The 26,202-nt window shown below is 46.3% G+C and carries 20 protein-coding genes; 15 read left to right on the forward strand and 5 right to left on the reverse strand.

Translation table 11 applies throughout. The annotated features are described in order from the left end of the window. Nucleotides 1-63 precede the first annotated feature (63 nt). Nucleotides 64-693 carry a response regulator gene (locus R7E47_RS21200; protein WP_005382375.1) on the forward strand — a complete coding sequence of 210 codons (630 nt, stop codon included), beginning with the start codon at nucleotides 64-66 and terminating at the stop codon, nucleotides 691-693. On the opposite strand, the gene R7E47_RS21205 is transcribed toward R7E47_RS21200, so the two are convergent. Then, nucleotides 690-2,441 (reverse strand): potassium/proton antiporter, encoded by a 1,752-nt coding sequence (locus R7E47_RS21205; protein WP_054577280.1) that lies wholly within the window; start codon nucleotides 2,439-2,441, stop codon nucleotides 690-692. The two genes, R7E47_RS21200 and R7E47_RS21205, sit on opposite strands and share 4 nt — an antisense overlap. Before the next feature lie 520 nt (nucleotides 2,442-2,961). On the opposite strand from R7E47_RS21205, the gene R7E47_RS21210 reads away from it, so the two are divergent. The 5 genes from R7E47_RS21210 to R7E47_RS21230 all read left to right on the forward strand — a co-directional run bounded on the left by R7E47_RS21210 (nucleotide 2,962) and on the right by R7E47_RS21230 (nucleotide 7,536). Continuing rightward, on the forward strand, nucleotides 2,962-3,225 hold the full coding sequence (locus R7E47_RS21210) for a DUF4212 domain-containing protein (protein WP_005382373.1): 264 nt from the start codon (nucleotides 2,962-2,964) through the stop codon (nucleotides 3,223-3,225). Nucleotides 3,226-3,237: 12 nt separating this feature from the next. Continuing rightward, nucleotides 3,238-4,965, forward strand: coding sequence for a sodium:solute symporter family protein (locus tag R7E47_RS21215; protein WP_005382372.1), 1,728 nt, complete (start codon nucleotides 3,238-3,240; stop codon nucleotides 4,963-4,965). Between the two features lie 108 nt (nucleotides 4,966-5,073). Further along, nucleotides 5,074-5,556, forward strand: coding sequence for a hypothetical protein (locus tag R7E47_RS21220; protein WP_005382371.1), 483 nt, complete (start codon nucleotides 5,074-5,076; stop codon nucleotides 5,554-5,556). A 199-nt stretch (nucleotides 5,557-5,755) separates the two neighbouring features. After that, the gene (locus tag R7E47_RS21225) at nucleotides 5,756-6,133 is read left to right on the forward strand and encodes a hypothetical protein (RefSeq protein WP_005382370.1); all 378 of its coding nucleotides are present in this window, start codon (nucleotides 5,756-5,758) and stop codon (nucleotides 6,131-6,133) included. A 17-nt stretch (nucleotides 6,134-6,150) separates the two neighbouring features. After that, complete coding sequence (locus R7E47_RS21230; RefSeq protein WP_005386369.1) at nucleotides 6,151-7,536, forward strand: class II fumarate hydratase; 1,386 nt, start codon at nucleotides 6,151-6,153, stop codon at nucleotides 7,534-7,536. A gap of 91 nt (nucleotides 7,537-7,627) precedes the next feature. Here R7E47_RS21230 and R7E47_RS21235 read toward each other — a convergent pair whose 3' ends face one another. Both R7E47_RS21235 and R7E47_RS21240 read right to left on the reverse strand, forming a co-directional pair. Continuing rightward, on the reverse strand, nucleotides 7,628-11,059 hold the full coding sequence (locus R7E47_RS21235) for a PAS-domain containing protein (RefSeq protein ID WP_017635559.1): 3,432 nt from the start codon (nucleotides 11,057-11,059) through the stop codon (nucleotides 7,628-7,630). Nucleotides 11,060-11,193: 134 nt separating this feature from the next. Then, the gene (locus R7E47_RS21240) at nucleotides 11,194-12,381 is read right to left on the reverse strand and encodes a 3-phenylpropionate MFS transporter (protein WP_005382367.1); all 1,188 of its coding nucleotides are present in this window, start codon (nucleotides 12,379-12,381) and stop codon (nucleotides 11,194-11,196) included. 233 nt (nucleotides 12,382-12,614) lie between these two features. Between R7E47_RS21240 and R7E47_RS21245 the strand changes: the two genes are divergently transcribed. The 9 genes from R7E47_RS21245 to fis all read left to right on the forward strand — a co-directional run bounded on the left by R7E47_RS21245 (nucleotide 12,615) and on the right by fis (nucleotide 22,409). Then, on the forward strand, nucleotides 12,615-14,441 hold the full coding sequence (locus R7E47_RS21245; protein ID WP_017821769.1) for a DUF294 nucleotidyltransferase-like domain-containing protein: 1,827 nt from the start codon (nucleotides 12,615-12,617) through the stop codon (nucleotides 14,439-14,441). Nucleotides 14,442-14,474: 33 nt separating this feature from the next. Further along, nucleotides 14,475-15,104 carry a 3'-5' exonuclease gene (locus R7E47_RS21250; RefSeq protein WP_005382363.1) on the forward strand — a complete coding sequence of 210 codons (630 nt, stop codon included), beginning with the start codon at nucleotides 14,475-14,477 and terminating at the stop codon, nucleotides 15,102-15,104. A gap of 237 nt (nucleotides 15,105-15,341) precedes the next feature. Next, nucleotides 15,342-17,294 (forward strand): acetate--CoA ligase, encoded by a 1,953-nt coding sequence (gene acs, locus R7E47_RS21255; protein WP_025768819.1) that lies wholly within the window; start codon nucleotides 15,342-15,344, stop codon nucleotides 17,292-17,294. Nucleotides 17,295-17,597: 303 nt separating this feature from the next. Next, nucleotides 17,598-18,047, forward strand: coding sequence for a type II 3-dehydroquinate dehydratase (aroQ, locus tag R7E47_RS21260; protein WP_005382360.1), 450 nt, complete (start codon nucleotides 17,598-17,600; stop codon nucleotides 18,045-18,047). Nucleotides 18,048-18,108: 61 nt separating this feature from the next. After that, nucleotides 18,109-18,570, forward strand: coding sequence for an acetyl-CoA carboxylase biotin carboxyl carrier protein (gene accB, locus R7E47_RS21265; RefSeq protein WP_005386355.1), 462 nt, complete (start codon nucleotides 18,109-18,111; stop codon nucleotides 18,568-18,570). Nucleotides 18,571-18,584: 14 nt separating this feature from the next. Next, nucleotides 18,585-19,928, forward strand: coding sequence for an acetyl-CoA carboxylase biotin carboxylase subunit (gene accC / locus R7E47_RS21270; protein WP_005382509.1), 1,344 nt, complete (start codon nucleotides 18,585-18,587; stop codon nucleotides 19,926-19,928). A gap of 165 nt (nucleotides 19,929-20,093) precedes the next feature. Next, nucleotides 20,094-20,981, forward strand: a complete 888-nt coding sequence (gene prmA, locus R7E47_RS21275) for a 50S ribosomal protein L11 methyltransferase (protein WP_005382507.1) — start codon at nucleotides 20,094-20,096, stop codon at nucleotides 20,979-20,981. A 139-nt stretch (nucleotides 20,982-21,120) separates the two neighbouring features. After that, nucleotides 21,121-22,089: a tRNA dihydrouridine synthase DusB gene (gene dusB / locus R7E47_RS21280; RefSeq protein WP_053303048.1), complete on the forward strand. Its 969-nt coding sequence runs from the start codon at nucleotides 21,121-21,123 to the stop codon at nucleotides 22,087-22,089. 23 nt (nucleotides 22,090-22,112) lie between these two features. Beyond that, nucleotides 22,113-22,409, forward strand: a complete 297-nt coding sequence (fis, locus tag R7E47_RS21285; RefSeq protein ID WP_000462885.1) for a DNA-binding transcriptional regulator Fis — start codon at nucleotides 22,113-22,115, stop codon at nucleotides 22,407-22,409. Between the two features lie 74 nt (nucleotides 22,410-22,483). Here fis and R7E47_RS21290 read toward each other — a convergent pair whose 3' ends face one another. Then, nucleotides 22,484-23,641 carry an MFS transporter gene (locus tag R7E47_RS21290; protein ID WP_203346149.1) on the reverse strand — a complete coding sequence of 386 codons (1,158 nt, stop codon included), beginning with the start codon at nucleotides 23,639-23,641 and terminating at the stop codon, nucleotides 22,484-22,486. Further along, nucleotides 23,638-25,209, reverse strand: coding sequence for an ABC-F family ATP-binding cassette domain-containing protein (locus R7E47_RS21295; RefSeq protein ID WP_203346148.1), 1,572 nt, complete (start codon nucleotides 25,207-25,209; stop codon nucleotides 23,638-23,640). The genes R7E47_RS21290 and R7E47_RS21295 overlap by 4 nt, the downstream gene beginning before the upstream one ends. Between the last annotated feature and the right edge of the window lie 993 nt (nucleotides 25,210-26,202).

A 26,202-nucleotide genomic window follows, 5' to 3' on the forward strand; every position in this document is an offset into this window, starting at 1 on the left:
TGTCCACTCTCTCAAAGCTGGACAATAATAAATTTAACGAAATAGTCAAAAGTGTTTAACGTCATGGATTCGACCTACACCATCATTATTGCAGATGATCACCCACTCTTCCGGAATGCCTTGTTTCAATCTATCCACATGGCTATTAGTGGCGCAAATTTGCTGGAAGCGGACTCACTCGACGCACTTCTGGCTTTGTTGGAGCGCGAGGAAGAGCCAGATTTAGTGCTATTGGATCTCAAAATGCCAGGAGCAAATGGTATGTCTGGCTTGATTCATTTGCGAGCAGAGCATCCAGATTTACCTATCGTCGTCGTTTCAGCGAGTGAAGAGCCGGCGATCGTGACGCAGGTGAAAAGCCATGGTGCATTTGGTTTTATTCCCAAGTCCAGCGACATGCGCGAATTAGTGAACGCGCTCAATCAAGTGCTGAATGGCGACCCATACTTCCCTGAAGGGTTGATCACCAATAACGCGGCATGTAATGACTTAGCGGAAAAGATTGCTGCGCTAACACCGCAGCAATATAAAGTGTTGGGAATGTTGTCCGATGGCTTGCTGAACAAGCAAATCGCTTACGAATTGAATGTTTCAGAAGCCACCATAAAAGCGCACATGACAGCGATTTTCCGTAAGCTCGGTGTAAAGAACCGCACGCAAGCCGTGATTATGCTGACGGAAATGAGCGACTAGATTGACATCTTATCGTCAGACTTACTTTTTTCGTTTGGCAATCGGATACCGACTTTAGTGACCTGCTGATCAACAACATCAGCGACGATCCAATGCAAACCTTGCCACTCGAAATGGTCTCCCAATACTGGCGTGCTACCTAATTGCTCTTCGACAAGGTTTCTCAAACTTTTATCCAGCGGTTCATCCCCCAGATTCAAACCATACATCACGGCAATATCGGCAAGCTTCACTTCAATATCGAGGAAGAAGTCACCGAAGAATCGCGCTAGCGACGCTTTCTCTGGGGCTTCACTAAACAGTAAGCTCAGTGCATCTAAATCCTTTTCTTGTGCTAATACACACAAGGTATCATCTTCCTCAAGACGCGTACTGCCGGATGGGTGCAATAGCTCTTTACTGCGAAATACAGCGGCGATACGCGTTCCTTCCGGCATCGAAAGACTACGTAATGGCTCACCAATGCACCATTTATCTGCTTTAAGTCTATAGATAAACAGCTCCCACTCACTGGTCGGGTAAATCTCTACACCCGTACGCGAAATTGGCTCAGGCTTAGAAGGTAGCTCGACCTTTGCAAGAGACATCGCCTTAGTCAACGTGCCCCCTTGTACTATCAAAGACACCATTACTACAAAGAATGCCAAATTGAAGTACAGTTGAGCATCTGGCAACCCTGCCATCATCGGAAATACCGCGAGGATGATAGGTACAGCACCACGCAGTCCTACCCAAGAGACAAACCACTTTTCACGTGGCGTGAAACTCTTGAATGGCAGTAAACCAATCCAAACTGAGATTGGTCGGGCAAACAAAATCATCCCGAAAGCAAGCGCAAGACCTGGCAACGCAATAGAGAGTAAATTGGATGGCGTAACCAACAAACCAAGCACCAAGAACATACCAATTTGAGCTAGCCACGTCATACCATCTAAAACATGAAGAATAGAGTGGCGGCTGCGTGTTGGACGGTTACCTAATAAAAGACCAACAAGGTAAATCGACAAAATACCACTGCCACCCAAAGTGTTAGATAAAGCGAAAATAAGCAAGCCACCACTGACCGTTAAAATAGAATACAGCCCATCTGGTAATTGATTGCGATTGATAACTTTCCATAAGATCCAGCCACCAGCGAAGCCAAGTAACGCGCCAATACCAAACTGCTTAAGAAAACTGAACGCCAAAAAGCCCGCACTTAAATCTGCGCCAGGGTTCGCTAAAATAGCAATCAGAGTTACGGTCAGAAACACCGCCATTGGGTCATTGGTGCCGGATTCAATTTCCAGCGTTGAACCAACACGTTCGTTCAGGCTACGACCTTTGAGTAGAGAGAAGACCGCGGCAGCATCGGTGGAACCAACAATCGCACCAACCAATATGCCTTGCAATAAATCTAAGTCGAATAACCACGTTGCCATCAGCCCGGTTAAAATGGTGGTGATCGCAACGCCAAATGTCGCCAAAGAGACCGAGGGCCATAACGCAACCCTAAAGCTGGCGACCCGCGTTCTCATCCCACCATCAAGCAAAATGATGGCTAATGCGAGGTTACTAACCAAATAAGCGATCGAAAAGTTATCGAATAAAATGCCGCCTAAGCCGTCTTCCCCCGCTAGCATTCCAACGGCTAAAAATACCAAAAGAATTGGGATTCCCAACTTAGAAGACACTGGGCTTAAAAGAACGCTAAGTGCGATTAACAACGCACCTATTAGAAAAAAACTGTTAATGGTGTCTGCGTCCATTCTCACCCTCCCTTAATGAAAAACGATAATAATTGTGATGAGCAAGGCTACTTCGTTAATGAGGTAATGCCCTAATCTGCCTCCCCTTTACACCGTCTCAAAATGCGAGGTTGTACGAGAATGACTCAGTTATATTACTTTATTGTGCGTTAAAACGGTGATTTGATGCGAAAACTTTATGTAAATAAATTACTTGTGAGCTTTCTTATCTACGCCTTCTCTCTTTAAGAGCCACAAGATCACCACCAATACTTACACAGCATCTCCAAGTTCAATGAAGAAAAGATTAATGGCCCGTCTTAATCATGCCTGTTTATCCAATCAACCTTTAGACCTTTGGCTAACTTAACAGTTTATTAACATAACGTTTTGCCCCTTTGTTCGCTGCAAAAGCCCATAATATGGGGGTTCTTCATTTTTAACACCCCGACTAAAGTTGAAAAGAGTTATTGCCAACACCTTGCTAATGTACATATTGAAACATTTCATTAACAACAATACCAATCGTAAGGAGACGGCAATGGCATTTGAAAGCGAAGAAAGAGCCAAAGCCTATTGGGACAAAAACGTGAAGCTCATGATCGGCCTAATGGTCATCTGGTTCGTCGTGTCTTTCGGCTGCGGCATTTTATTTGTCGACGTACTAAATCAATTTCAACTAGGCGGTTACAAACTCGGTTTCTGGTTTGCTCAACAAGGCTCCATCTATGCGTTCCTAGGAATTATTTTCTATTACGCATGGAAGATGCGCCAAATTGACCGTGAATTCGGCGTGGACGAATAAGGAGTCACTCAGATGGATTTGAAAACTATTACCTACCTGGTCGTTGGCGCCACGTTCATCCTGTACATCGGGATTGCTATTTGGGCTCGCGCCGGATCAACCAAAGAGTTTTATGTTGCTGGTGGCGGTGTAAACCCGATTGCAAACGGTATGGCAACCGCAGCCGATTGGATGTCCGCAGCGTCGTTTATCTCAATGGCAGGCTTAATTGCCTTCATGGGCTATGGCGGCTCAGTATTTCTAATGGGTTGGACTGGTGGCTACGTTCTGCTTGCGCTGTTGCTAGCGCCTTACCTACGCAAATTTGGTAAGTTTACGGTGCCAGAGTTTGTTGGTGAACGCTTTTACTCCAACACAGCACGTATCGTAGCGGTTGTTTGTCTTATCATCGCATCAGTGACTTATGTTATCGGTCAGATGAAAGGCGTGGGCGTTGCGTTTGGTCGCTTCTTAGAAGTGGATTACTCCACCGGCCTATTAATTGGTATGTGTATCGTTTTCATGTACGCGGTTCTTGGCGGCATGAAAGGCATCACTTACACGCAGATTGCTCAATATTGCGTACTCATTCTTGCTTACACTATCCCTGCAATCTTTATCTCTCTGCAACTCACTGGTAACCCAATCCCACAAATTGGTCTGGGGAGTACCATGGCTGGTACCGATGTCTATCTACTCGATCGGCTTGACCAAGTTGTGACCGAACTCGGATTCAGTGAATACACGACCCAAGTACGTGGCGACACACTTAATATGTTTGTCTACACCATGTCACTGATGATTGGTACTGCCGGTCTACCACACGTAATTATCCGTTTCTTTACCGTGCCGAAGGTTCGCGACGCACGTACATCAGCAGGCTGGGCTCTGATCTTCATCGCAATCCTTTACACTACAGCACCAGCGGTATCAGCGATGGCTCGTCTCAACCTAATGAATACGGTAAATCCAGCTCCGGGTCAGCACCTAGCGTATGACGAGCGTCCTGCGTGGTTCAAAAACTGGGAAACAACTGGACTACTCGGTTTTGACGATAAAAATGGCGATGGCAATATCCAATACACTTCAGATGCGTCCACCAACGAACTGCGCGTTGATAACGACATCATGGTATTGGCTAACCCAGAGATCGCTAAACTACCAAACTGGGTGATCGCACTTGTGGCAGCAGGTGGTCTTGCAGCTGCACTATCTACCGCAGCAGGTTTACTACTCGCCATTTCTTCAGCTATTTCCCATGACTTAATCAAAGGGGTTATCAATCCGAACATATCCGAGAAAAAAGAGCTACTTGCTAGTCGAATATCAATGGCAGTAGCGATAGCAGCCGCAGGCTATCTCGGTTTAAATCCGCCTGGATTTGCCGCAGGTACGGTAGCACTCGCCTTTGGTCTTGCCGCTTCATCCATCTTCCCTGCATTGATGATGGGCATCTTCAGCAAGAGCATCAACAAAGAAGGCGCAATCGCCGGTATGATTGCAGGTATCAGTATTACGCTGTTCTACGTATTCCAACACAAAGGCATCCTTTTCGTTGCTGATTGGAAATATCTAGAAAGCTGGGGAACAAACTGGTTCCTGGGTATTGAGCCAAACGCGTTTGGTGCTATTGGCGCACTATTTAACTTCATCGTCGCATTCGCTGTCTCCAAAGTAACAGCAGAAACGCCACAAGAAGTAAAAGACCTAGTCGAACACGTTCGCGTGCCAGTAGGTGCTGGTAGTGCAGTGGATCACTAAAAACTAATCAAAACCACAAAAGCCCCGTTTGGAACCAGCCGTCCGGGGCTTTTTTATTCTCACTTTTCAGTTACCATATTCGCAGTATGTCGTTGCAAGGAAGCCAAGATGTTCAAAAACAAGCACTTTATTCTCGCTCTACTGATTGCGCCAGTTCTCTCTTTGATCGCTTACTTCGGTACCGATATGGCCCTCAGCGAGAAACCCCACGCGGCGCAAGAAGGGGAAACTTACAAACTCGCGAGTAAGTCTAATTGTCGTTACACCAGTGGTCTGTGTGATATGGAAAATGGCGATTTTAAAGTGAAATTTCGCTCTGAAAAACTCACTAAAAATAACTTAGAATTGTCACTCAACGCCGCTTACCCACTCGAAGGGGTTAAAGTTTCTATTGTGAGTGACAAAGAGAAAAACGCTCAACCGATTGATATGAAGCCCGCCGATCAAGCAGGCCAAAGCTGGTACATCACCTTACCAAAGCCTGCATCTGCAGAAAGCTGGTTAAGAGTCGTCATTCAATCAGGCGGCACACTGTATTATGGTGAAACACAAACCGCATTTGTGAAGTACGAAACCTTATTTACTGAATAACGGCGACAAGCTAATTCACCGGTATTCAAACGACAGTGACTTAGTTTCACTCAGCATAAATGAATTCCTACTCAGCCGACGCCTTTGCGTCGGCTTTTGTTTCCGTAAGTCTTTCTTCAACAACCTCTTACTCTAAAAAGGGTTGCCAACCCACAATTTAATTGATAATAATTATCATTACATTTAATGAGAGGTGGTTATGGACAACAAACGGGACATCTTTAACGCATTTTTTAAAGCCCAAGATAGATTCCTTCTCGCCGCACCACATGGCTTTGAGCCAGACGTGATTCATGACTATATTCATTGGGGAATGGTGTTGTCTTCTTGTTATGAACACGATGCCGATGAAGAAAATCTATTGTTGTGTGAGCTGTTTTTACGTCAGGTTTATTTCCATTTACTAGACGCAATTCAAGACTCAACTCGCAGCCGTATCTTCCGTCGTGTCTGTCTCGATTCTATCCATACGCCATTATTCTGCCTCAAACGCTATTACTACCAGTTTGAACAAGGCGACGTGAAATTTCTCGCACTACAACAACAATTACGCCTGATTCAAATCTCACTCGATTAACCAAAAGGATCCCTACCATGAGCACCGAATTCCGCATAGAAACTGACAGTATGGGCGAAGTAACGGTCCCTGCAGATGCTCTCTACCAAGCCCAAACTCAACGCGCCGTCGATAACTTCTCATTCAGTCAACATAAAATGCCATCTGGTTTTATCAAAGCGTTAGCACACATCAAGCAGACTGCGGCACTCACCAACGCACAGCTAGGGCTGCTTGAAGGAGATATTGCCAACGCGATTGCTGACGCAGCTCAAGCAATTATCGAAGGCAATCATATTGAGCAATTCCCAATTGACGTGTTCCAAACAGGATCAGGCACTAGCTCAAATATGAATGCGAATGAAGTAATTGCAACACTGGCCTCCCAGCATCTAGGCGGCACTGTTAGCCCTAATGATCACGTCAACATGGGGCAAAGCAGCAACGATGTGGTACCGACGGCCATTCAAGTTAGCGCAGCATTAGCCATCGAAAAACAGCTCTTCCCGGCCCTGTCACACCTCAGCCAAACACTAGAGTCTAAACAGCAAGCATTGAAAGATGTTGTAAAAACCGGTCGCACCCACTTAATGGACGCGATGCCAATTACCTTTGCTCAAGAACTTGGCGGTTGGCAGTTCCAAATCGAGCATGCAAAACAAGCGATTGAACAAACACTTCCTGCTGTAAAAGCCTTAGCCCAAGGTGGTACGGCGGTTGGAACGGGGATCAATGCCGATCCACGCTTTGCAGACTTATTCGCTAGCAACCTAACCCAATCAACTCGCATTCAGTTCACGGCCAGTGATAACTTCTTTTTCAATTTAAGCAGTCAAGATGCGATCGTCGCTCTGTCGGGACAGCTCAAAACAGCAGCAGTTGCGATCATGAAGATCGCAAATGATCTTCGTTGGATGAATTCAGGCCCATTGGCTGGTTTAGGTGAAATTGAATTACAAGGCTTGCAGCCGGGTTCTTCCATCATGCCTGGCAAAGTAAATCCTGTGATCCCAGAAGCAGCAGCTATGGCATCAGCGCAAGTCATTGGTAATGACACCACCATAACCGTCGCAGGCCAAGCGGGCAACTTCCAGCTTAACGTCATGCTGCCAGTTATTGCTCATAACGTATTGGAGAGCATCGAGTTACTCTCTAACAGCGCAACCGCTTTAGCTGACAAAGCCATTGCGACGTTTGAAGTTCGCCAAGATAACTTGGATGTAGCACTCGCCAAAAACCCAATTTTGGTCACGGCTCTCAACCCGGTCATTGGTTACCTAAAAGCGGCAGAAGTCGCGAAAAAAGCCTACAAACAGGGACGCGCGATTATTGATGTCGCGGAAGAAGAAACGGATTTGGATAGAGCCACACTAGAGCGATTGCTTAATCCAGCCAAACTGACTCAAGGCGGCGTCGCAGAATAAGCGGCAAACTCAGCCTATCAACTAAGATTACAAACATCGAGACCTCCATTCGGAGGTCTCTTTTTATAGCGATTTTTCAAACACTCCAATCCTAAGCGACTCGATTGAGCACCGAACGCAGCTTAAGCGGCTTAACTGGCTTAGCAATAAAGCTGAACCCATTTGCTTTGATGCCATCAAGCATATCATCGGTACGATCTGCACTGATGATGACGCCTTCAAAGCTGTGGCCTAATCTCAGGCGGCATTGCTGTAGCACTTCTAAACCAGTACGACCATCATCAAGTCGGTAATCGGAGAAAATTACATCCGGAATCCAACCATCCTCAAGCGCTTGTAGACTTTCAACTAAATCAATCGCAACTCGTGTATCGCAACCCCATCGGGAAAGTAAGTTTTCCATGCCGACTAGAATGTCAGGCTCATTATCGACACAAAGGATTCTCAGATGACCAAGTTCAGATTGCTTATTCATCGCCACGTGAACTGGATGAGGCTGAACATGATCAGCTTTATCTAGGGTGATGGAAAAAACACTGCCTTTTCCAACCCAAGAGCGCATCGAAATTTCATGCCCAAGTACCTGAGCAATTCCTTTCGAAATCGCCAAACCAAGTCCGAGACCTTGGTCGGAACGAACTTGAGTTCCGCGATTAAACTCTTCAAAAATCTCTTGCTGCTTCTCTTCTTCAATCCCCACTCCATTATCCCATACATCAATACGCACTCGCCCTTTCACGCGGCGAACACCGAGTGCGACTTTGCCATTCGGGTTATAACGAAACGCATTGGTCAGGAAGTTTTGCACCACACGGCGCAGCAGTTTGGGATCCGACTTAACCATGAGTGAGGACGGAATCATGGTGAACTCTATACCTTGCTGTTTGGCTAACGCACTAAACTCAGCATTCAAATTCGATAACACATCATTTAACGCAAAGCCATGCACGTTGACTTCCAACTTGCCCGATTCCAAACGCGAGATATCCAGCAAATCTCCAATTAAGTCTTCGGCAGCCTCTAAAGCACTTTCAATGTGTGCTGACAGCTTTTTGGCTTCGCTGTCTTTGGCGACTTCCGATAGTGAAGATGCGAATAGACGCGCCGCGTTGAGCGGTTGCATCAAGTCATGGCTTACTGCCGCCAAGAACCGTGATTTGGACTTCGATTCCAAATCCGAGCGCTGCGTCGCTTCCACCAGCTGCTTGTTAAGTTGTTCTAATTCTCGAGTCCGCAGACGTACCCTTTCTTCCAATGTCTCGTTGGCGTCTTTCAGTGCTTGCTCTGCATCACGGAATACGGTGATGTCGGTAAAGCTCATCACAAAGCCACCACCTGGCATTGGGTTACCTTGCACCTCTATCACGCGACCATCGGGACGAACCCGAGAAGAGGTGTGCCGAGTCCCTTGCTCGAGGTGATAAACACGGCGACGGACGTGGTCATCAGGGTCACCAGGGCCACACAACCCCTGCTCTGCATTGTGCCGAATCACATCCGCAATCGGTCGACCTACTTGAATCAGGCCTGGCGGAAATTCAAAGAGTTCTAAATAGCGTTGGTTCCACGCAACCAAGCGTAGTTGCTTATCGACGACCGCAATACCTTGTCCAATATGCTCAATCGCGCCTTGGAGTAAACCCCGACTAAAATCGTACAGTTCAGAGGCTTCATCGACGATAGTCGCCACCTCTTCAAGCTGCATGTTTCTTCCTTGCAGAGCGGAAGTAAGCACTAACTTAGCAGAAGATGCACCAAATACCCCTGCTAGCACACGCTCCGTATGCCGAATCAGAGAAGATGGCGCTTGTTGATTCGGCATCAACTCTTCTCGTTGCTGGCTCCAGTAGGCTTGAAACGCCGCTTTAACTCGCGTTCGTCCTACAAATCTGGACGCTAGCATTTCCAGTTCTGCAACCGTAACGCGGCTCTGGTACAGACTCATATTTTCGCTTTCAGGCAACGGTGTACCAACGAATGATGCCGATTGTAAGCGCTCACTTAGGCTTGGTCGGGTAGCCATAGAAACCACAACAAAACACACTGCATTAGCGACCACGCTGAGGATCATCCCCCAATCTGAAATCGCGATATCAAAACTAGCCAATACCTCTGGTGGCGTAATCAACCAGATCAGGAAGTTATTACTGGCGTCTCCGGCAAGCATGTCTGTTTGGCTCATTAACGTAATCAACCAGGTAGCAAAACCCACCGCGAGGCCAACATACACACCTTTCTTATTCCCTTGACGCCAATACATACCGCCAACCAGCGCAGGAGCGAATTGCGTGATAGCCGCGAACGAGAGAAAGCCGATAGCAGAAAGTGAATGAATGGTGTCCAACGCTTGATAGAAACACCACGCGCCAATCAACAAAACTAAAATCAAACCACGGCGGATCCGCAGTAATAATTCAGAAAAATGGTGATGGTTACGCTGCGTCAGTCGCATGCGACGCAATAGCAATGGCATAACCAAGTCATTCGAGACCATGATCGCTAAGGCAATCGTCGATACGATAACCATGCCACTTGCCGCTGAAGTACCGCCTAGAAACGCAAGTAAGGCGATTTCACTCGCCCCTACCGACATCGGCACACTGATGACATAAGTATCAGGCGAAGCGCCACTCAAGAGACCTTGCCCTACCCACGCAATAGGTAAAACAAAAATCCCCATTAAGATCAGATAAATGGGGAACAACCAACGAGCCACGTGCAAATCTTGAGCACGTTCATTTTCCACCACCATCGTATGGAATTGTCGCGGAAGGCAAACGATCGCCAGCATGGTCAGTACAGTATGAATCAATATAGTCGGGATATTTGGTGACTGATACGTCTGTGCGGCAACATCAAGTAAGCTCAAATTCTCGGTGTTCATCGCCAACCAAACAATGAAGACACCAACCACTAAAAAAGCCAGCAGTTTGATAATGGATTCGAAGGCAATTGCCATCATCATCCCACGATGGTGTTCCGTGTTATCAATGTGGCGGGTACCGAATAGCATCGTAAAAATCGCCAATGCGACCACAACAAACCACGACACGCTATCGTTTTGATAACCAAAATCAGTAGCCAGCTCCGGAGCAATGATTTCAAGCCCCATAGTGATACCACGCAGCTGTAAAGCGATGTACGGCAAAATTCCCGCAACCGCTATGAGCGTAACAACCACGGCCAAACCTTGGGATTTACCGTAGCGTGCTCCGATAAAGTCAGCAATCGACGTGATGTGTTCCCGTTTAGCAATCAAAATAAGCCGAGCTAAAACGCGCCATCCGATGGTAAACACTAAAATGGGAGCAATATAAATGGGCAAGAAAGACCAAGGATTACTGCTGGCCTGCCCGACCGTGCCGTAGAAGGTCCACGATGTACAGTACACCGCAATGGAAAGGCTATAAATCCAAGGCCGCCAGCGTGCTAGCCACCTTTTCTGAATGTCGCCGTACCACGCGATGATAAATAAAGCTCCCAAATACGCTAAAGAAACGGGAACCACCAGCCATCCTTGCATCCGATATCCTTTCTTGCCTTTCTTGCTACTTTTAAAGCAAGAGAATAAAAAACCTCTCCATGAGGGAGAGGTTTCATTTAACACTGCTTTGATAACGGAGACAAAGCTTAGTTTTTAACCTTTGTTACATAAGTCTAATTCTGTGTTTCAAGTGGCTTGTCTGATACATCAACCACCTGATGTGGGTCTTGCGAATCAAGCTTGATGAACAGAGCCAATAACCCCATCGCGGCCATGCCCCAGAACACAAGCGGTCCCCAGTGCTCATAACCCCAGCCACTCAATACGGTCATTAACGCGATAAATGCGCCCAACGGAATCGCGTTATACAACGCTTGCAACGCTACGATCTTATTTTCTTCGGAGTTTTGGATATATTGGATCGCGGCAATGTGTGCGGTAGCGAAAGTCACACCATGCAATAGTTGAACAATCACCAAAGCAATAATTGATGTTGTCGACGCCGTAATACCCCAACGCATCATTACACCAACGGCAGCAGCAATAAACAGCGCGCGTATTGACCAACCTACGAATAAACGCTTACTCAGTGCAAACACTGCCACTTCTGCGGCCACCCCCAAGCTCCATAAGTAGCCAATGACATCTTCCGAGTGACCAGCGGCCTTCCAGTGAATCGCACTAAAGCCGTAGTAAGCCGCATGACTGCCCTGAATTAGTGACACCAACACTAAGAATTTTAGTATCGGCTTGTCGGTCAAAAGAGCGGTCAGCTTTGGACGTTCTGCGCTTTGCCCACCGTGCGTTACAGGCATTGGGTTAGTCGGTCGCATAGCAAACAGCAACGAGATAAACACGCCGAACATCGCAGTGTACAAGATCATATCGGAGCCAAATTCAGCCACCAGGTAGCCCACTGCCGTCGAGCCTGCGATAAAGGCGATCGAACCCCATAGCCGCGTGCGGCCATAATCGAGCATTTTCAGGCGAGCGTAGTAATTTGCCATCGCGTCCGACAACGGAATAATCGGTCCACAACAAAGATTGAACAACACTGTCGCTAGTGCCATTAACCAAAAGCTACCACCCGTAAAAAAGTGAAATCCAACAAAAAGGAGGGCAGCGAAACTCAACCAACGTAAAGCAGGCATAAGATGTTCGACTTTGTGTACTCGTGGGGTGATCACGATATTGGCAACACAACGTGTCGCAAGGCCTAACCCGACCAGCAAACCGATATCTGTCGAAGATACGCCCTGATCCTTAAACCAAAGTGACCAAAATGGCAGATACACGCCATACGCAAAGAAGAATCCGAGAAAGTACTGGGAAATCCAGCCATACGGAGAAGGTTTCAACATTACAAATATCCTAAAACGGGAACACCAACGTTCGAGCCGGGAATTATGGATCGCCATGCGTATTATAAAAAGGGAAGAATAAGAAACTTATCGTTTCCTCGATGGAATACTAACTTTGCGACATTTGGCATCTTCAAGCGAAAACATCGTAATTTAGACCAAAGTCGTCTGGCTTCCGGTAAGAAATTTGTCAGACTTAGAGAGTGTTCCTTCCATCATTATTGGGTGTTCTCATGCCTGACAAATTTAACATGCAATCTCCACCGTTCGATCGCTTAACTGAAGCACAACAAACGCGACTGCGATCGTCTCTGGACGTCGCCTACTATCGAGCTCGAGATGTTATTTTATCCTGCGGACAGAAGAACCCCCACTTACATATTCTGATCAAAGGCGCGGTAGAAGAGCGCTCCAACGATCAACAGGAAGTGTTCGCACATTATGCCAACGACGATATGTTCGATGTACGCTCGTTACTTGAAGACAAGGTACGTCATCACTACATCGCGCTTGAGGACACGCTCTCTTACCTACTGCCGAAAGAAATTTTCCTTGCCCTTTACAACGAAAATGGCCAGTTTGCAGCCTATTTCGATAACAATTTATCGAAACGGCAAGAGCTCATCGAAGCGGCCCATCAACAGCAAAACTTAGCGGAGTTTATTCTCACTAAAGTTGACCGCAGCATTTATCACCCACCGATGATCCTTGAACCAAATACACCAATTAACGAGGTAACACGTTCCTTAAAAGAAAATGGGATTGACGCTGCATTGGTTCAACTCCATGGCGATGATCCACGATTGGAAAAATGGCCATCAGCCCACCCGTACGCAATAGTGACTCGTACTAATATGCTGCATTCTGTGATGATAGATGGTTGCGCGCTCGACACACCAGTGGGTGAGATCGCGAGCTTTCCTGTTTATCACGTTGATGATGGAGACTTTCTATTCAACGCCATGATCACAATGACCAGAAATAGAATGAAACGCCTCATGGTATGTGAAGGCAACAGAGCTGTCGGCATGCTGGATATGACCCAAATTCTCAGCGCATTCTCAACCCACTCTCACGTGTTAACGCTCAGTATTGCTCGAGCAAGCAGCGTGGAAGAGCTCGCTTTGGCCTCAAACCGCCAACGTCAATTGGTCGAGAGCTTATTGAAAAACGGCATCCGCACTCGCTTCATCATGGAGCTTATCTCAGCCGTAAACGAACAAATTATCGAGAAAGCGTTCGAGTTAGTGATACCACCAGCCTTGCACGACCATTGTTGCTTGATCGTACTCGGCTCTGAAGGCCGAGGAGAGCAAATTCTCAAAACTGATCAAGACAATGCCCTGATTATTCAAGATGGTCTGGAATGGCCTCATTGCGAACAAGTGATGCAATCCTTCACACACACCCTACAACAGCTCGGTTATCCACTTTGCCTTGGCAAAGTGATGGTTAACAACCCGAAGTGGGTCAAAACACAGCAAGAATGGATAAGCACCCTAAACCACTGGATAGCTAAAGCCGAACCAGAACAAATCATGGACTTAGCCATTTTCAGTGACGCCCATGCTGTTGCTGGGAATTGCGAGCTGCTGGCTCCAATTGCGGCGCATCTTCGTGACACAATGAAAGATCGCATGTTGATATTGTCTGATTTTACTCGCCCTGCCTTGCAGTTTTCTGTGCCCCTAACTCTATTTGGCAACGTAAAAAGTGCTAAAGACGGATTGGACATTAAACGCGGCGGTATTTTCCCAATTGTACACGGCATTCGCACCTTGTCTTTGGAATATGCCATTGAGGAGAAGAACACGTTTGAGCGCATTGAAGCTCTGAGAAATAAGCGCATCTTAGAATCCGAAACGGCAGATAATCTCAACGAAGCACTGAAATTGTTCTTTAAACTTCGCCTCAATCAGCAACTCAAAAAGCAAGAAGCGTTGAATAACATTGATATTAAACAACTGGATAGAACTGAGCGTGATTTGCTTCGCCACAGCTTACATGTGGTGAAGAAATTTAAGCAATTTTTAGGCTTCCATTATCAAATTCGTGATTAACCCTGATTTTCATAAATCACAGAGGCGTAGGCAATGAACTGGTTACAACGCAAATACTGGCACTACAAACTGAAAGGTTCGCCTTATCAGTCGCTGTTTTGCACGCCAGATAAAACAGAATACGTCTCTCTTGACTGCGAAACCACCAGCCTTGACCCAAATCGCGCCGAGCTGGTGACTATTGCAGCCACCAAGATCATCGACAACCGCATCATCACCAGTCAACCATTTGAAGTCCGCTTACGCGCGCCGCAATCGCTCGACTCAGGCTCGGTCAAGATCCATCGAATTCGCCACCAAGACTTAGTCGATGGCATCAGTGAAAAAGAGGCGCTGCTCGAGCTGCTCGACTTTATCGGCAACCGACCACTTGTGGGCTATCACATTCGTTACGATAAAAAGATCTTAGACCTTGCTTGTCTGCGGCAACTTGGCTTCCCACTTCCTAACCCACTTATCGAGGTCAGTCAGATTTATCACGATAAGTTGGAACGACATTTGCCGAATGCCTATTTCGACTTAAGTCTGGATGCCATTTGTAAACACCTCGAACTTCCTATCCAAGACAAACACGACGCCTTGCAAGACGCGATTTCTGCCGCTTTGGTCTTTGTCCGCTTAACGAAAGGCGATTTACCCAACCTAACCGCGCCGTATACATAAAAATCAGTTGACCTAGCTCCCATAAATACTTTTGTTTCAGCGATTTCCCGGCGCTTCCATCACTCTCATCCTAAAGTCTAATTGTGGAAATACGCGCGGTGACTGACAGTTATAAGCACAACGTCGTCATTACCACGACCAAGTTATTTAGAACCAAAAAACAGCCCTACAAAAATATATTCAAAATCTTATCTAGATTGGTGTAAGGCCGAGAAATAAGGCACAAGGAGAGAAGCCATGAGCGAAGCCCACGTTTATCCGGTAAAAGAAAATATTAAAACTCATACACACGCGGATAATGATACTTACTTAGCCATGTATCAGCAGTCGGTAACCGATCCAGAGGGCTTCTGGAGCGAGCACGGCAAAATCGTTGATTGGATCAAACCTTTCACCAAAGTAAAAAGCACTTCTTTCGACACTGGCCATGTTGATATTCGCTGGTTTGAAGATGGCACACTGAACGTCTCGGCTAACTGTATTGACCGTCATCTTGCAGAACACGGGGACGACGTCGCCATCATTTGGGAAGGCGATGATCCAGCCGACGACAAAACACTCACTTTCAACGAACTGCACAAAGAAGTGTGTAAATTCTCCAACGCATTGAAAGAGCAAGGCGTACGCAAGGGCGACGTGGTGTGTCTATACATGCCAATGGTGCCAGAAGCCGCAGTGGCGATGCTCGCTTGTACCCGTATTGGTGCGGTTCACACCGTAGTATTTGGCGGTTTCTCACCAGAAGCACTATCCGGCCGTATCATCGACTCTGACGCTAAAGTCGTGATCACCGCTGACGAAGGCGTACGTGGCGGACGCGCTGTTCCACTGAAAAAGAACGTGGATGAAGCACTAACCAACCCAGACGTAAAAACCATCAATAAAGTCGTCGTGCTTAAACGTACAGGTGGTGATGTTGAATGGCATGAACACCGTGATGTTTGGTGGCACGAAGCAACAGCCAACGTTTCTGACGTTTGCCCACCAGAAGAGATGAAAGCCGAAGACCCGCTGTTCATCCTCTACACATCTGGCTCGACAGGTAAACCTAAAGGCGTACTACATACTACAGGCGGTTACCTCGTCTACGCGGCAATGACCTTTAAATATGTCTTCGATTATCAACCAGGTGAAACCTTCTGGTGTACCGCGGATGTGGGCTGGATTACAGGCCATACTTACCTAATTTATGGTCCACTAGCGAACGGGGCCAAAACCATTCTGTTTGAAGGTGTTCCAAACTACCCAAGCACGGCTCGTATGAGTGAAGTGGTTGATAAGCACCAAGTGAACATTCTCTACACTGCGCCAACCGCTATTCGTGCACTAATGGCAAAAGGTAACGAAGCGGTAGCAGGGACATCTCGTTCAAGCTTACGTGTGATGGGTTCAGTAGGTGAGCCTATCAACCCTGAAGCGTGGGAGTGGTACTACAAAACGATTGGTAACGAGAGCTCGCCTATCGTTGATACTTGGTGGCAAACAGAGACCGGCGGTATCTTAATTGCACCACTACCAGGCGCAACAGACTTAAAACCAGGCTCAGCAACTCGACCATTCTTCGGAGTCCAACCTGCACTGGTTGATAACATGGGCAACATCATTGAAGAAACCGCAGCAGAAGGTAACTTGGTGATCCTTGATTCATGGCCAGGTCAGATGCGTACTGTTTATGGCGACCACGAGCGCTTTGAACAGACCTACTTCTCAACCTTCAAGGGAATGTACTTTACTAGTGATGGGGCTCGTCGTGACGAAGACGGTTACTACTGGATCACGGGCCGTGTTGATGACGTACTAAACGTGTCGGGTCACCGCATGGGTACCGCTGAAATAGAATCGGCTCTTGTCGCACATCATAAAATTGCTGAGGCCGCTATTGTGGGCATTCCGCATGATATCAAAGGCCAAGCTATCTACGCTTACATTACCTTGAACGATGGTGAATTCCCGTCAGCAGAGCTACACAAAGAAGTGAAAGATTGGGTGCGTAAAGAAATTGGTCCAATTGCAACACCAGATGTACTGCACTGGACGGATTCCTTACCGAAGACTCGTTCTGGTAAGATCATGCGTCGAATCCTGCGTAAAATTGCAACGGGTGATACTAGCAACCTCGGAGACACATCAACGCTTGCCGATCCGAGCGTTGTAGATAAACTTATCGCAGAGAAAGCAGAATTGGCATAAATTCAACCAACTGTTTTAAAAGCACTTTAAAAACCGCCATCACTCATGGCGGTTTTTTGCTTTAGTGCACAAATTGGCCACACAAAAAATATGGCAATTATGTTGTTTTTGTTAACTTGGTTACAGAAACGAGAGTGGCTATTAGGAGATTAGACCAGTAAATTGCTGCTAATTGCTATGAATTAGCTATAATCTTGGTCGATTTTTTAAAATTTGCTCGGTTTTAACAAAAAAATCGTGCTGAACTATCGTATATTTGGGAATATAAACGTTCCACTCACGATAAGGGAAGATAGCAACACAATGTCTGCAAAGTCACGGATTCTTGTTCTAAACGGACCAAATCTTAATCTATTGGGTCTGCGCGAACCGACACACTATGGTCACAGTACCTTAGCTCAAGTTGTGGATACTCTTACAGAGCAAGCCCATAACGCTGGGGTAGAACTGGAACACCTACAATCAAATCGTGAGTACGAACTGATTGAAGCCATTCACGCTGCCTATGGCAAGATTGACTTCATCATCATCAATCCAGCGGCTTTCACTCATACTAGTGTGGCGCTGCGAGATGCATTACTTGGCGTCGCCATCCCATTTATTGAGGTGCACTTATCAAATGTGCACGCACGTGAACCATTCCGTCATCACTCTTACCTGTCAGATAAAGCAGAGGGTGTGATTTGCGGTTTAGGCGCACAAGGTTATGAATTTGCTCTGTCTGCAGCGATCAATAAGCTACAGGCAAAGTAACCCTAACACTCTGCAACCCTACGAGGGTTGTCTTAATCACAAGATAAAAGAGAAAGAAAAGATGGATATTCGTAAAATCAAGAAGCTAATTGAGTTAGTTGAAGAGTCTGGCATTGCTGAGCTAGAGATCTCTGAAGGTGAAGAGTCAGTGCGCATCAGCCGTCATGGCACTGCAGCCCCTCAAGCACCAATTCACTACGCAGCAGCTCCAGCGGCGGCACCTGCTCCAGTAGCAGCGGCACCAGTAGCGGAAGCGCCAGCAGCAGAAGCTCCAGCAGCAACACCTGCAGGTCACCAAGTTCTTTCTCCAATGGTTGGTACTTTCTACCGCTCTCCAAGCCCAGACTCTAAAGCATTCGTAGAAGTGGGTCAGAAAGTAAATGCTGGCGATACTCTATGTATTGTTGAAGCAATGAAAATGATGAACCAAATCGAAGCGGACAAATCTGGCGTTGTTACAGCAATCCTAGCTGAAGACGGCCAACCAGTTGAATTCGACCAACCTCTTGTTGTAATCGAATAAGCGGGGCTTGCCTTATGCTAGACAAAGTAGTCATCGCGAACCGAGGTGAAATTGCACTTCGTATTCTTCGCGCTTGTAAAGAATTAGGTATTAAGACCGTCGCTGTTCACTCAACAGCGGACCGCGATCTTAAGCACGTACTACTCGCAGACGAAACCGTATGTATCGGCCCTGCTCGTGGTATCGACAGCTACCTAAACATTCCACGCATCATTTCTGCAGCAGAAGTGACTGGTGCTGTGGCTATCCACCCAGGTTACGGCTTCCTGTCTGAGAACGCAGACTTCGCAGAGCAAGTTGAGCGCAGTGGTTTCATCTTCGTTGGTCCAAAGGCAGACACTATCCGCCTAATGGGCGATAAAGTATCTGCTATCAATGCAATGAAGAAAGCTGGCGTTCCTTGTGTACCGGGTTCTGACGGCCCTCTAGACAATGACGAAGAGAAAAACAAAGCATTTGCTAAGCGCATTGGTTACCCAGTAATCATCAAAGCATCTGGCGGCGGCGGCGGTCGTGGTATGCGTGTTGTTCGCGCAGAGAAAGACCTTATCCAAGCCATTGCAATGACACGTGCTGAAGCAAAAGCGGCGTTCAACAATGACATGGTTTACATGGAGAAATTCCTAGAAAACCCTCGTCACGTTGAAGTTCAGGTTATTGCTGACGGTCAAGGCGGCGCAATCCACCTTGGTGAGCGTGACTGTTCAATGCAACGTCGTCACCAAAAAGTAGTGGAAGAAGCTCCAGCACCTGGTATCACTGAAGAAATGCGTAAGTACATCGGTGAACGCTGTACTCGTGCATGTATCGAGATCGGTTACCGCGGCGCAGGTACGTTTGAATTCCTATACGAGAACGGTGAGTTCTACTTCATCGAAATGAACACTCGTATTCAGGTAGAGCACCCAGTAACAGAGATGGTTACTGGCATCGACCTAATCAAAGAACAGCTTCGTGTTGCAGCGGGTCAGCCTCTGTCATTCACTCAAGATGATATTAAGATCCGTGGCCATGCGATTGAGTGTCGTATCAACGCAGAAGACCCTGAGCGCTTCCTACCATCTCCGGGTAAGATCGAGCGTTTCCACGCTCCTGGCGGTATGGGTGTACGTTGGGAATCTCATATCTACACAGGCTACACAGTTCCACCTCATTACGATTCAATGATTGGTAAACTGATCACTTACGGTGAGAACCGTGATGTAGCGATTGCACGTATGAAGAACGCACTGGGTGAGATGATCATCGAAGGCATCAAAACTAACGTGCCACTGCAATTCTCCATTATGAATGACGAAAACTTCCAACACGGTGGTGCAAACATCCACTACCTAGAGAAGAAGCTTGGCTTACAATAAACCTAAGCAAACGTCTTAAAAAATGCCCACTCCCGTGGGCATTTTTGTTTTATATGTACGCGAACGGCTCAACATATAAATCGGCTTATTTGGGTATATACTCAAACAAATCGTAGAGTTCTGGTAAACTCTGCGCCACTTCATTCACTTTAAGAGCAAAAACCAATGCCTTGGATTCAAATCAAACTCAACGCGACCAATGAAAACGCTGAGCAAATCGGCGATATGCTAATGGAAGAGACTGGCGCGCTGTCTGTTACATTCTTAGACGCGCAGGATACACCTGTATTCGAACCTCTACCTGGCGAAACTCGCTTATGGGGCGATACTGATATTCTGGCACTGTATGATGCAGAAGCAGACACTAACTTCATCATCGACCAAATTAAAGCGAGCAATATGCTGGCTGACAATTTTGCTTACAAAGTAGAACAGCTTGAAGATAAAGACTGGGAACGCGAATGGATGGAAAACTTCCACCCAATGAAATTTGGTGAACGCTTATGGATTTGTCCAAGCTGGCGCGACATTCCAGATCCTGACGCTGTTAATGTTATGTTGGATCCAGGCCTTGCATTCGGTACGGGTACTCACCCTACAACAGCACTTTGTCTTGAGTGGCTAGAAAGCATGGACTTAAGCGGTAAGACCGTTATCGACTTCGGTTGTGGCTCAGGTATTCTTGCGATCGCAGCGATCAAACTGGGCGCTGAAAAAGTGATAGGGATCGACATTGATCCTCAAGCCCTGCTTGCTTCAAAAGACAATGCTGAGCGTAATGGCGTTGCAGACAAACTAGAAGTTTACTTACCGCAAAATCAACCTGAAGGTCTCGTCGCTGACGTCGTTGTGGCCAACATCCTTGCGGGACCTTTACGTGAACTTGCACCTATCATCAAAGGGCTAGTTAAGCCAAATGGCGACCTCGCTATGTCCGGCGTATTAGACACTCAAGCTGAAGATGTTGCGAACTATTACCGTGACGAGCTTCACATTGACCCAATTGTTGAGCAAAGTGAATGGTGTCGCATCTCTGGTCGTAAGCAAGGCTAGACAAGGTTTTCAGAGCTAATTGTTTGAAATTCATACAATTTACAAAAACAATTTGTAAATGCTCAAATATTAGTCTTTTCACGCAGTGAAAAAATGCGTAAAATGCGCGCCCTTGCTGGTACAGAACTGTGATGACGTTTTGAAAATCGGAAACTATCAACTTAAGAACAATCTAATCGTAGCCCCTATGGCTGGTGTAACGGATAGACCGTTTCGCGAGTTGTGTCTTCGCTATGGTGCGGGAATGGCCGTCAGTGAAATGATGTCTGCTAACCCAAAACTATGGGGAACGTCAAAGTCGAAACAGCGCATGGTACACGAGGGCGAATCGGGCATTCGCTCTGTACAGATTGCGGGTTCCGATCCACAGCTTATGGCGGACGCAGCTCAATTCAGTGTTGAGAACGGTGCACAAATCATCGACATCAACATGGGCTGCCCGGCAAAAAAAGTGAATAAGAAGCTAGCGGGCTCTGCTCTGCTTCAATACCCAAACATTATCGAAGAGATTTTGAAAGCGGTCGTGAATGCAGTGGACGTTCCTATAACGTTAAAGACTCGAACTGGCTGGGATACAGACAACAAGAACTGTGTCCAGATCGCTAAATTAGCCGAAAACTGCGGCATACAAGCTCTTGCTCTGCATGGCAGAACGAAAGCATGTATGTACAAAGGTGAGGCCGAATATGACAGCATTAAAGCGGTAAAAGAGGCGATTTCAATTCCGGTTATCGCGAACGGTGATATCGATAGCCCGGAGAAAGCCAAATTTGTACTGGAGTACACCGGTGCGGACGCTTTAATGATTGGACGCCCTGCCCAGGGTCGTCCTTGGATTTTCCAGGAAATCCATCACTATTTGGAAAACGGCACCACAATGGAGGAACTTCCAACTGAGGAAGTGAAAACCATTATGCTTGGTCATGTAAATGCTCTGCATGAGTTTTATGGGGAGTTCTTAGGTCCACGTATCGCGCGCAAGCACGTTGGGTGGTACCTGAAAGAGCATGAACAGGCAAGTGAGTTTCGCCGTACCTTCAACGCTATCGACGCAGCTCCGCTGCAAATTGAGGCGTTAGAAGGTTATTTTGATAACGTTGCATCATAATTAAGAGAAGAGCTAGACCGAATATGTTCGAACAAAATCTGACTTCAGAAGCATTAACAGTAACTACAGTAACGTCACAAGACCAGATTACTCAGAAGCCTTTACGTGACTCTGTTAAAGCGTCTCTTAAAAACTACCTTGCTCAACTAAACGGCCAGGAAGTAACAGAACTATACGAATTAGTTCTAGCTGAAGTTGAACAGCCACTACTAGATACTATCATGCAGTACACTCGCGGTAACCAAACTCGCGCAGCAACTATGATGGGTATCAACCGCGGTACTCTTCGCAAGAAACTTAAGAAATACGGCATGAACTAAGACCGTTTTTCAAAAAGTATTTGGAACAAGCCGTTACCTTTTTAGGTAACGGCTTTTCTTTATCTACTAAAACACTACGAATAACGCTCACTTTGTGCAGTATTACCAACTGGCTTTAAGATAACCACTGCTGAGCCAAACAATAGCAAAGCCACGAAAGCGACACATTCATTGCCTACAGAATACGCGAAGCCCGCCAAGGCAGACCAAATCGCGACACCAAAGTGCATCATACTCATTCCAAAAGACATTAACACACCTCGATATTCATCAGATAAGCTTGCGATATGTGCTTGTAATGCCGGAGAACCAACCCCTCCAGCAAGAGACCAGAGCACTAGAGCTGGAAGATAAGCGGTAACCGTACTCATCTCACTTGAGAACACCCATGCACTGCAAGGTATGCACACCATTAAAGCCACTCGCATAACAGCTCGAGAGCTACCAAGCCAACGGCAAGCTCTCCCCACGCACATATTTCCAACCACACTCACGATCCCTAGAGCAGCATAAATAGCGCCCACCCAACCGAGCGCCAACTCGCTGGTATCTCGAATATGAAGGCCTATCAGGTTAAATACACCAATACCTCCCCCTAGGCCTAAACACATCGCTAGAATCGCCCTCAACGCGCCTGGAAGATGAATGACGTCTGTGATAGGTGGCAGAGTATCTGACTTCTTGGACTCATTATGCTTGTTGTTCATGGACACTACGCTCATGGCACCGACAAAAAGAGCCGCCACGCCCAAAATAATAAAAGCGGCACGCCATGATAAAAGCTGGGTCAACAATGCTCCGATCGCCGGGCTAGTTATCATACCTAGCGTTAATCCCGCCTGAACCATCACAATTTGACGCATCGCTCTATTACCCTTCGCGTCTCCCGCTAACGCGAATGCAATTGGTAACATGCCTGCACTTGCAATACCAGTGATCACTCGAGTTGCAATAGCAAGTTCAAAATCATGAACTATGCCCGTCGTAATAGACGCAACCCCAAATACAAAGCAAGCAGGCACCATGATACGAATACGCCCAACTCGGTCTGATAAACGGCCCAAGTAAGGAGCGCAAATTGCTATGGCTAAACTATATGCCGTAATAAATAAGGTAACCTGACTCGGTTGAACACTTAAATCATTTCCGATGGGTTCAAGAATAGATCCAAGCATCAACTCATCAGCACCAACAAGAAAAGCAACGAGAAATAGGATCATGGACTGCATCATAGCTCCACCTCCTGTTCTGTTTTCGATTCAGCACAAGTGAGCAACGAAATATCTAAAACTCTATCAGGCCAAGATTGCAAAAATGCCTTCTCATGAGATACCACAATCACGCTACCGGAAAAGCGCTGGAGAGCCTCTTTAAGCGCATTTTTGCTGCTGCTATCCAAATGTGTTGTTGGTTCGTCCAACAGCAAAACATTGCATTTCTGAACCGATAAACAACACAGTTTCACCCGAGTTTGCTCACCACCGCTCAATGTATCTAAGTGGCGCTGCGTCTTATCCCCCGTGATCCCAAAGCGAGCTAATAGCTTGCGTGACTCTTTGCTTGAGATTGTTGGCGCACAAGAGCACAGCTCCTGTTCAGGCGTGTTCTGAGGATGGCGCCAAGACAAATCTTGAGAAAAATAACCAATCATTGCACCTTTTGCCAATACCACCTCACCAGAGAGTGGCTCGATCTTCCCCATCAGGGTTTTAAGTAAGGTCGACTTACCCACGCCGTTAAAGCCAGCAACAACCAACTTTTCCCCGCGCGCTAACGTGATATCAAATACTGGAAGCAGAGGCTGCTGATAACCGATCATCAACGCTTTTGCCTCAACCACATTCGGTTGCTCAATGGGCTGGTAAGCAAAGTCAAACGTCGATACTTTCTCTACATGATTCAGTTGAATACGTTCGATTTTATCCAGTCTCTTCTTACGCCCTTTAGCAAGACTGGCGTTAACTCCTGCACCATTTTGGGCAATAAATTTCTCTAACTTTCGAATTTCACTTTGCTGAGCCTTATATTGCTTTTCTAATAAAGCACCGTCGTGCTGCTTTTGCTGCATTGCTTTGACATAAGTACCGCTGTATTTTCGAACCGTTTGATAATCAATATCACAAACACTGGTCGCTACTTGATTAAGGAAATCAATATCATGAGAAACCAGTAAAACGGTGCCAATGTAATCATTGAGAAACGCGACTAGCCATTCAATGTGCGGAGCATCAAGATAGTTTGTCGGCTCATCAAGAATTAACACATCGGGGTTGCGAAGTAACAACTTGCCTAAAAGGACTTTGTGTCTTTGACCACCACTTAGCGAGACAAGCGGTGTATCTAAGCCAAATTGATAAATACCAAGACCTACAGCAACTCGTTCAATTTTGGTATTAATTGCATAGAAGTCTTCATCTTCTAAATATGCCTGTAGCCGAGCGACTTGGCTTAAAAGAGATGTAGAGTGAGACTCGGTCATCGCCTGATACAAAGTCCAAAGCTTCTGCTCGGCAGCGTATAAGTTCTCAAAAGCACTCTTTAAGCATTCATAAACCGTCAGCGCATTATCCATCTTAAAATGTTGCTCTAAATACCCCACCTCAAGGTTTGGTAACCAGTCAATGCAGCCCTTATCTGCAGATAATTCACCAATAAGCAATTTTAATAAGGTGCTTTTTCCAACGCCATTCGCTCCAGTGATACCTATTTTCTCTCCCACGTTAATGCGAAAGGTCACGTTGTTGTATAATGTCTTATCGGCTATCTGATAAGACAAATTTTTAACTTGTAAAATACTCATGTTTTCAACCAAATAAAAAAAAAAGGGCCGGTGATCAATACCGGCCCTTATTTCAATACTGGGTAATGCTTTGTAGCTGCTTAACAGATACAAAAAGGCCGATGATGAAATATCACCGGCCATCTCTTCTCTTTTATCAGGTGTAGAGACGCCTGCGTATAACTTCAGCGAAGCTACCCACACATAAAACACCTGATGAAGATTAATTTAAGACTCCGAGCAACACTTCATCGCGTTTTTTGCACGGAGTTCAGCCTTCTTACAAAGCTTTTAAACAAGAGATATAACATGATTTACTGTCGAAAAAACACTCGATGTGAAGCGTACACCTTTAGAATAAAAAGTACCAGATAATTATTAAAACTATCGTGACTTACACGAAGGTCCACTGAAAGAAGACTTTTCCTCAGTCAATGTGCTAGGTGAACGACTTACTCAGCAAACACAGCTATGAGAGCACCTATACCGCTCACGTTATACGAATGTAGTGGTGGCTTTGTAGGTTGGAGAGGGTTAGAGGGAAGAAGTAGCGAATACACTTTAAGACACTAGCTTAAATAGATCGACAAAACAAAATCCATGTTTGGAAAGTTTTAAATGCGCTGAGTTTATATTAATAAGCGCCTATGGCTAAATCAAAACATCTAAAGCAGAGAAATCTCCCCCGAAAATAACGTAACCTAGTGAATAAATTTTCCAGGTAATAATAAAGGAAGCTTTGGTAAGTAAGCATAAGGGCTGAGAACTAGCGCTCGATACTAGGACCCGGTTCAGTAGAAACCACACAAAACTGAGTTCCACTTCACTCATAACAGGGCTTAGAAAGCATCGCCAGAGGGAAGCCTGCCTCTAGATGCAAGGTTTCAATATGAAAGTGGGTTTAAGGTAAGTCAGGTAACCAAAACGAAAAAAGCCCCAGTCTTTCGACTGAGGCTTAATATAAGTGGCGGAGTGGACGGGACTCGAACCCGCGACCCCCGGCGTGACAGGCCG

Origin of the sequence: Vibrio sp. Vb1026 (assembly GCF_033338745.1) — a bacterium.
Taxonomy (GTDB): Bacteria; Pseudomonadota; Gammaproteobacteria; order Enterobacterales; family Vibrionaceae; genus Vibrio; species Vibrio alginolyticus.

Bases quoted from the DNA above. Each gene is read 5' to 3' on its own strand.
- R7E47_RS21200 (WP_005382375.1), top strand. From the start codon at position 64: ATGGATTCGACCTACACCATCATTATTGCAGATGATCACCCACTCTTC.
- R7E47_RS21215 (WP_005382372.1), top strand. From the start codon at position 3,238: ATGGATTTGAAAACTATTACCTACCTGGTCGTTGGCGCCACGTTCATC.
- acs (WP_025768819.1), top strand. From the start codon at position 15,342: ATGAGCGAAGCCCACGTTTATCCGGTAAAAGAAAATATTAAAACTCAT.
- R7E47_RS21290 (WP_203346149.1), bottom strand. From the start codon at position 23,641: ATGATGCAGTCCATGATCCTATTTCTCGTTGCTTTTCTTGTTGGTGCT.
- aroQ (WP_005382360.1), top strand. From the start codon at position 17,598: ATGTCTGCAAAGTCACGGATTCTTGTTCTAAACGGACCAAATCTTAAT.
- R7E47_RS21295 (WP_203346148.1), bottom strand. From the start codon at position 25,209: ATGAGTATTTTACAAGTTAAAAATTTGTCTTATCAGATAGCCGATAAG.
- R7E47_RS21210 (WP_005382373.1), top strand. From the start codon at position 2,962: ATGGCATTTGAAAGCGAAGAAAGAGCCAAAGCCTATTGGGACAAAAAC.
- fis (WP_000462885.1), top strand. From the start codon at position 22,113: ATGTTCGAACAAAATCTGACTTCAGAAGCATTAACAGTAACTACAGTA.
- R7E47_RS21235 (WP_017635559.1), bottom strand. From the start codon at position 11,059: ATGCAAGGATGGCTGGTGGTTCCCGTTTCTTTAGCGTATTTGGGAGCT.
- R7E47_RS21220 (WP_005382371.1), top strand. From the start codon at position 5,074: ATGTTCAAAAACAAGCACTTTATTCTCGCTCTACTGATTGCGCCAGTT.
- prmA (WP_005382507.1), top strand. From the start codon at position 20,094: ATGCCTTGGATTCAAATCAAACTCAACGCGACCAATGAAAACGCTGAG.
- R7E47_RS21240 (WP_005382367.1), bottom strand. From the start codon at position 12,381: ATGTTGAAACCTTCTCCGTATGGCTGGATTTCCCAGTACTTTCTCGGA.
- R7E47_RS21230 (WP_005386369.1), top strand. From the start codon at position 6,151: ATGAGCACCGAATTCCGCATAGAAACTGACAGTATGGGCGAAGTAACG.
- accB (WP_005386355.1), top strand. From the start codon at position 18,109: ATGGATATTCGTAAAATCAAGAAGCTAATTGAGTTAGTTGAAGAGTCT.
- R7E47_RS21250 (WP_005382363.1), top strand. From the start codon at position 14,475: ATGAACTGGTTACAACGCAAATACTGGCACTACAAACTGAAAGGTTCG.
- R7E47_RS21205 (WP_054577280.1), bottom strand. From the start codon at position 2,441: ATGGACGCAGACACCATTAACAGTTTTTTTCTAATAGGTGCGTTGTTA.
- R7E47_RS21245 (WP_017821769.1), top strand. From the start codon at position 12,615: ATGCCTGACAAATTTAACATGCAATCTCCACCGTTCGATCGCTTAACT.
- R7E47_RS21225 (WP_005382370.1), top strand. From the start codon at position 5,756: ATGGACAACAAACGGGACATCTTTAACGCATTTTTTAAAGCCCAAGAT.
- accC (WP_005382509.1), top strand. From the start codon at position 18,585: ATGCTAGACAAAGTAGTCATCGCGAACCGAGGTGAAATTGCACTTCGT.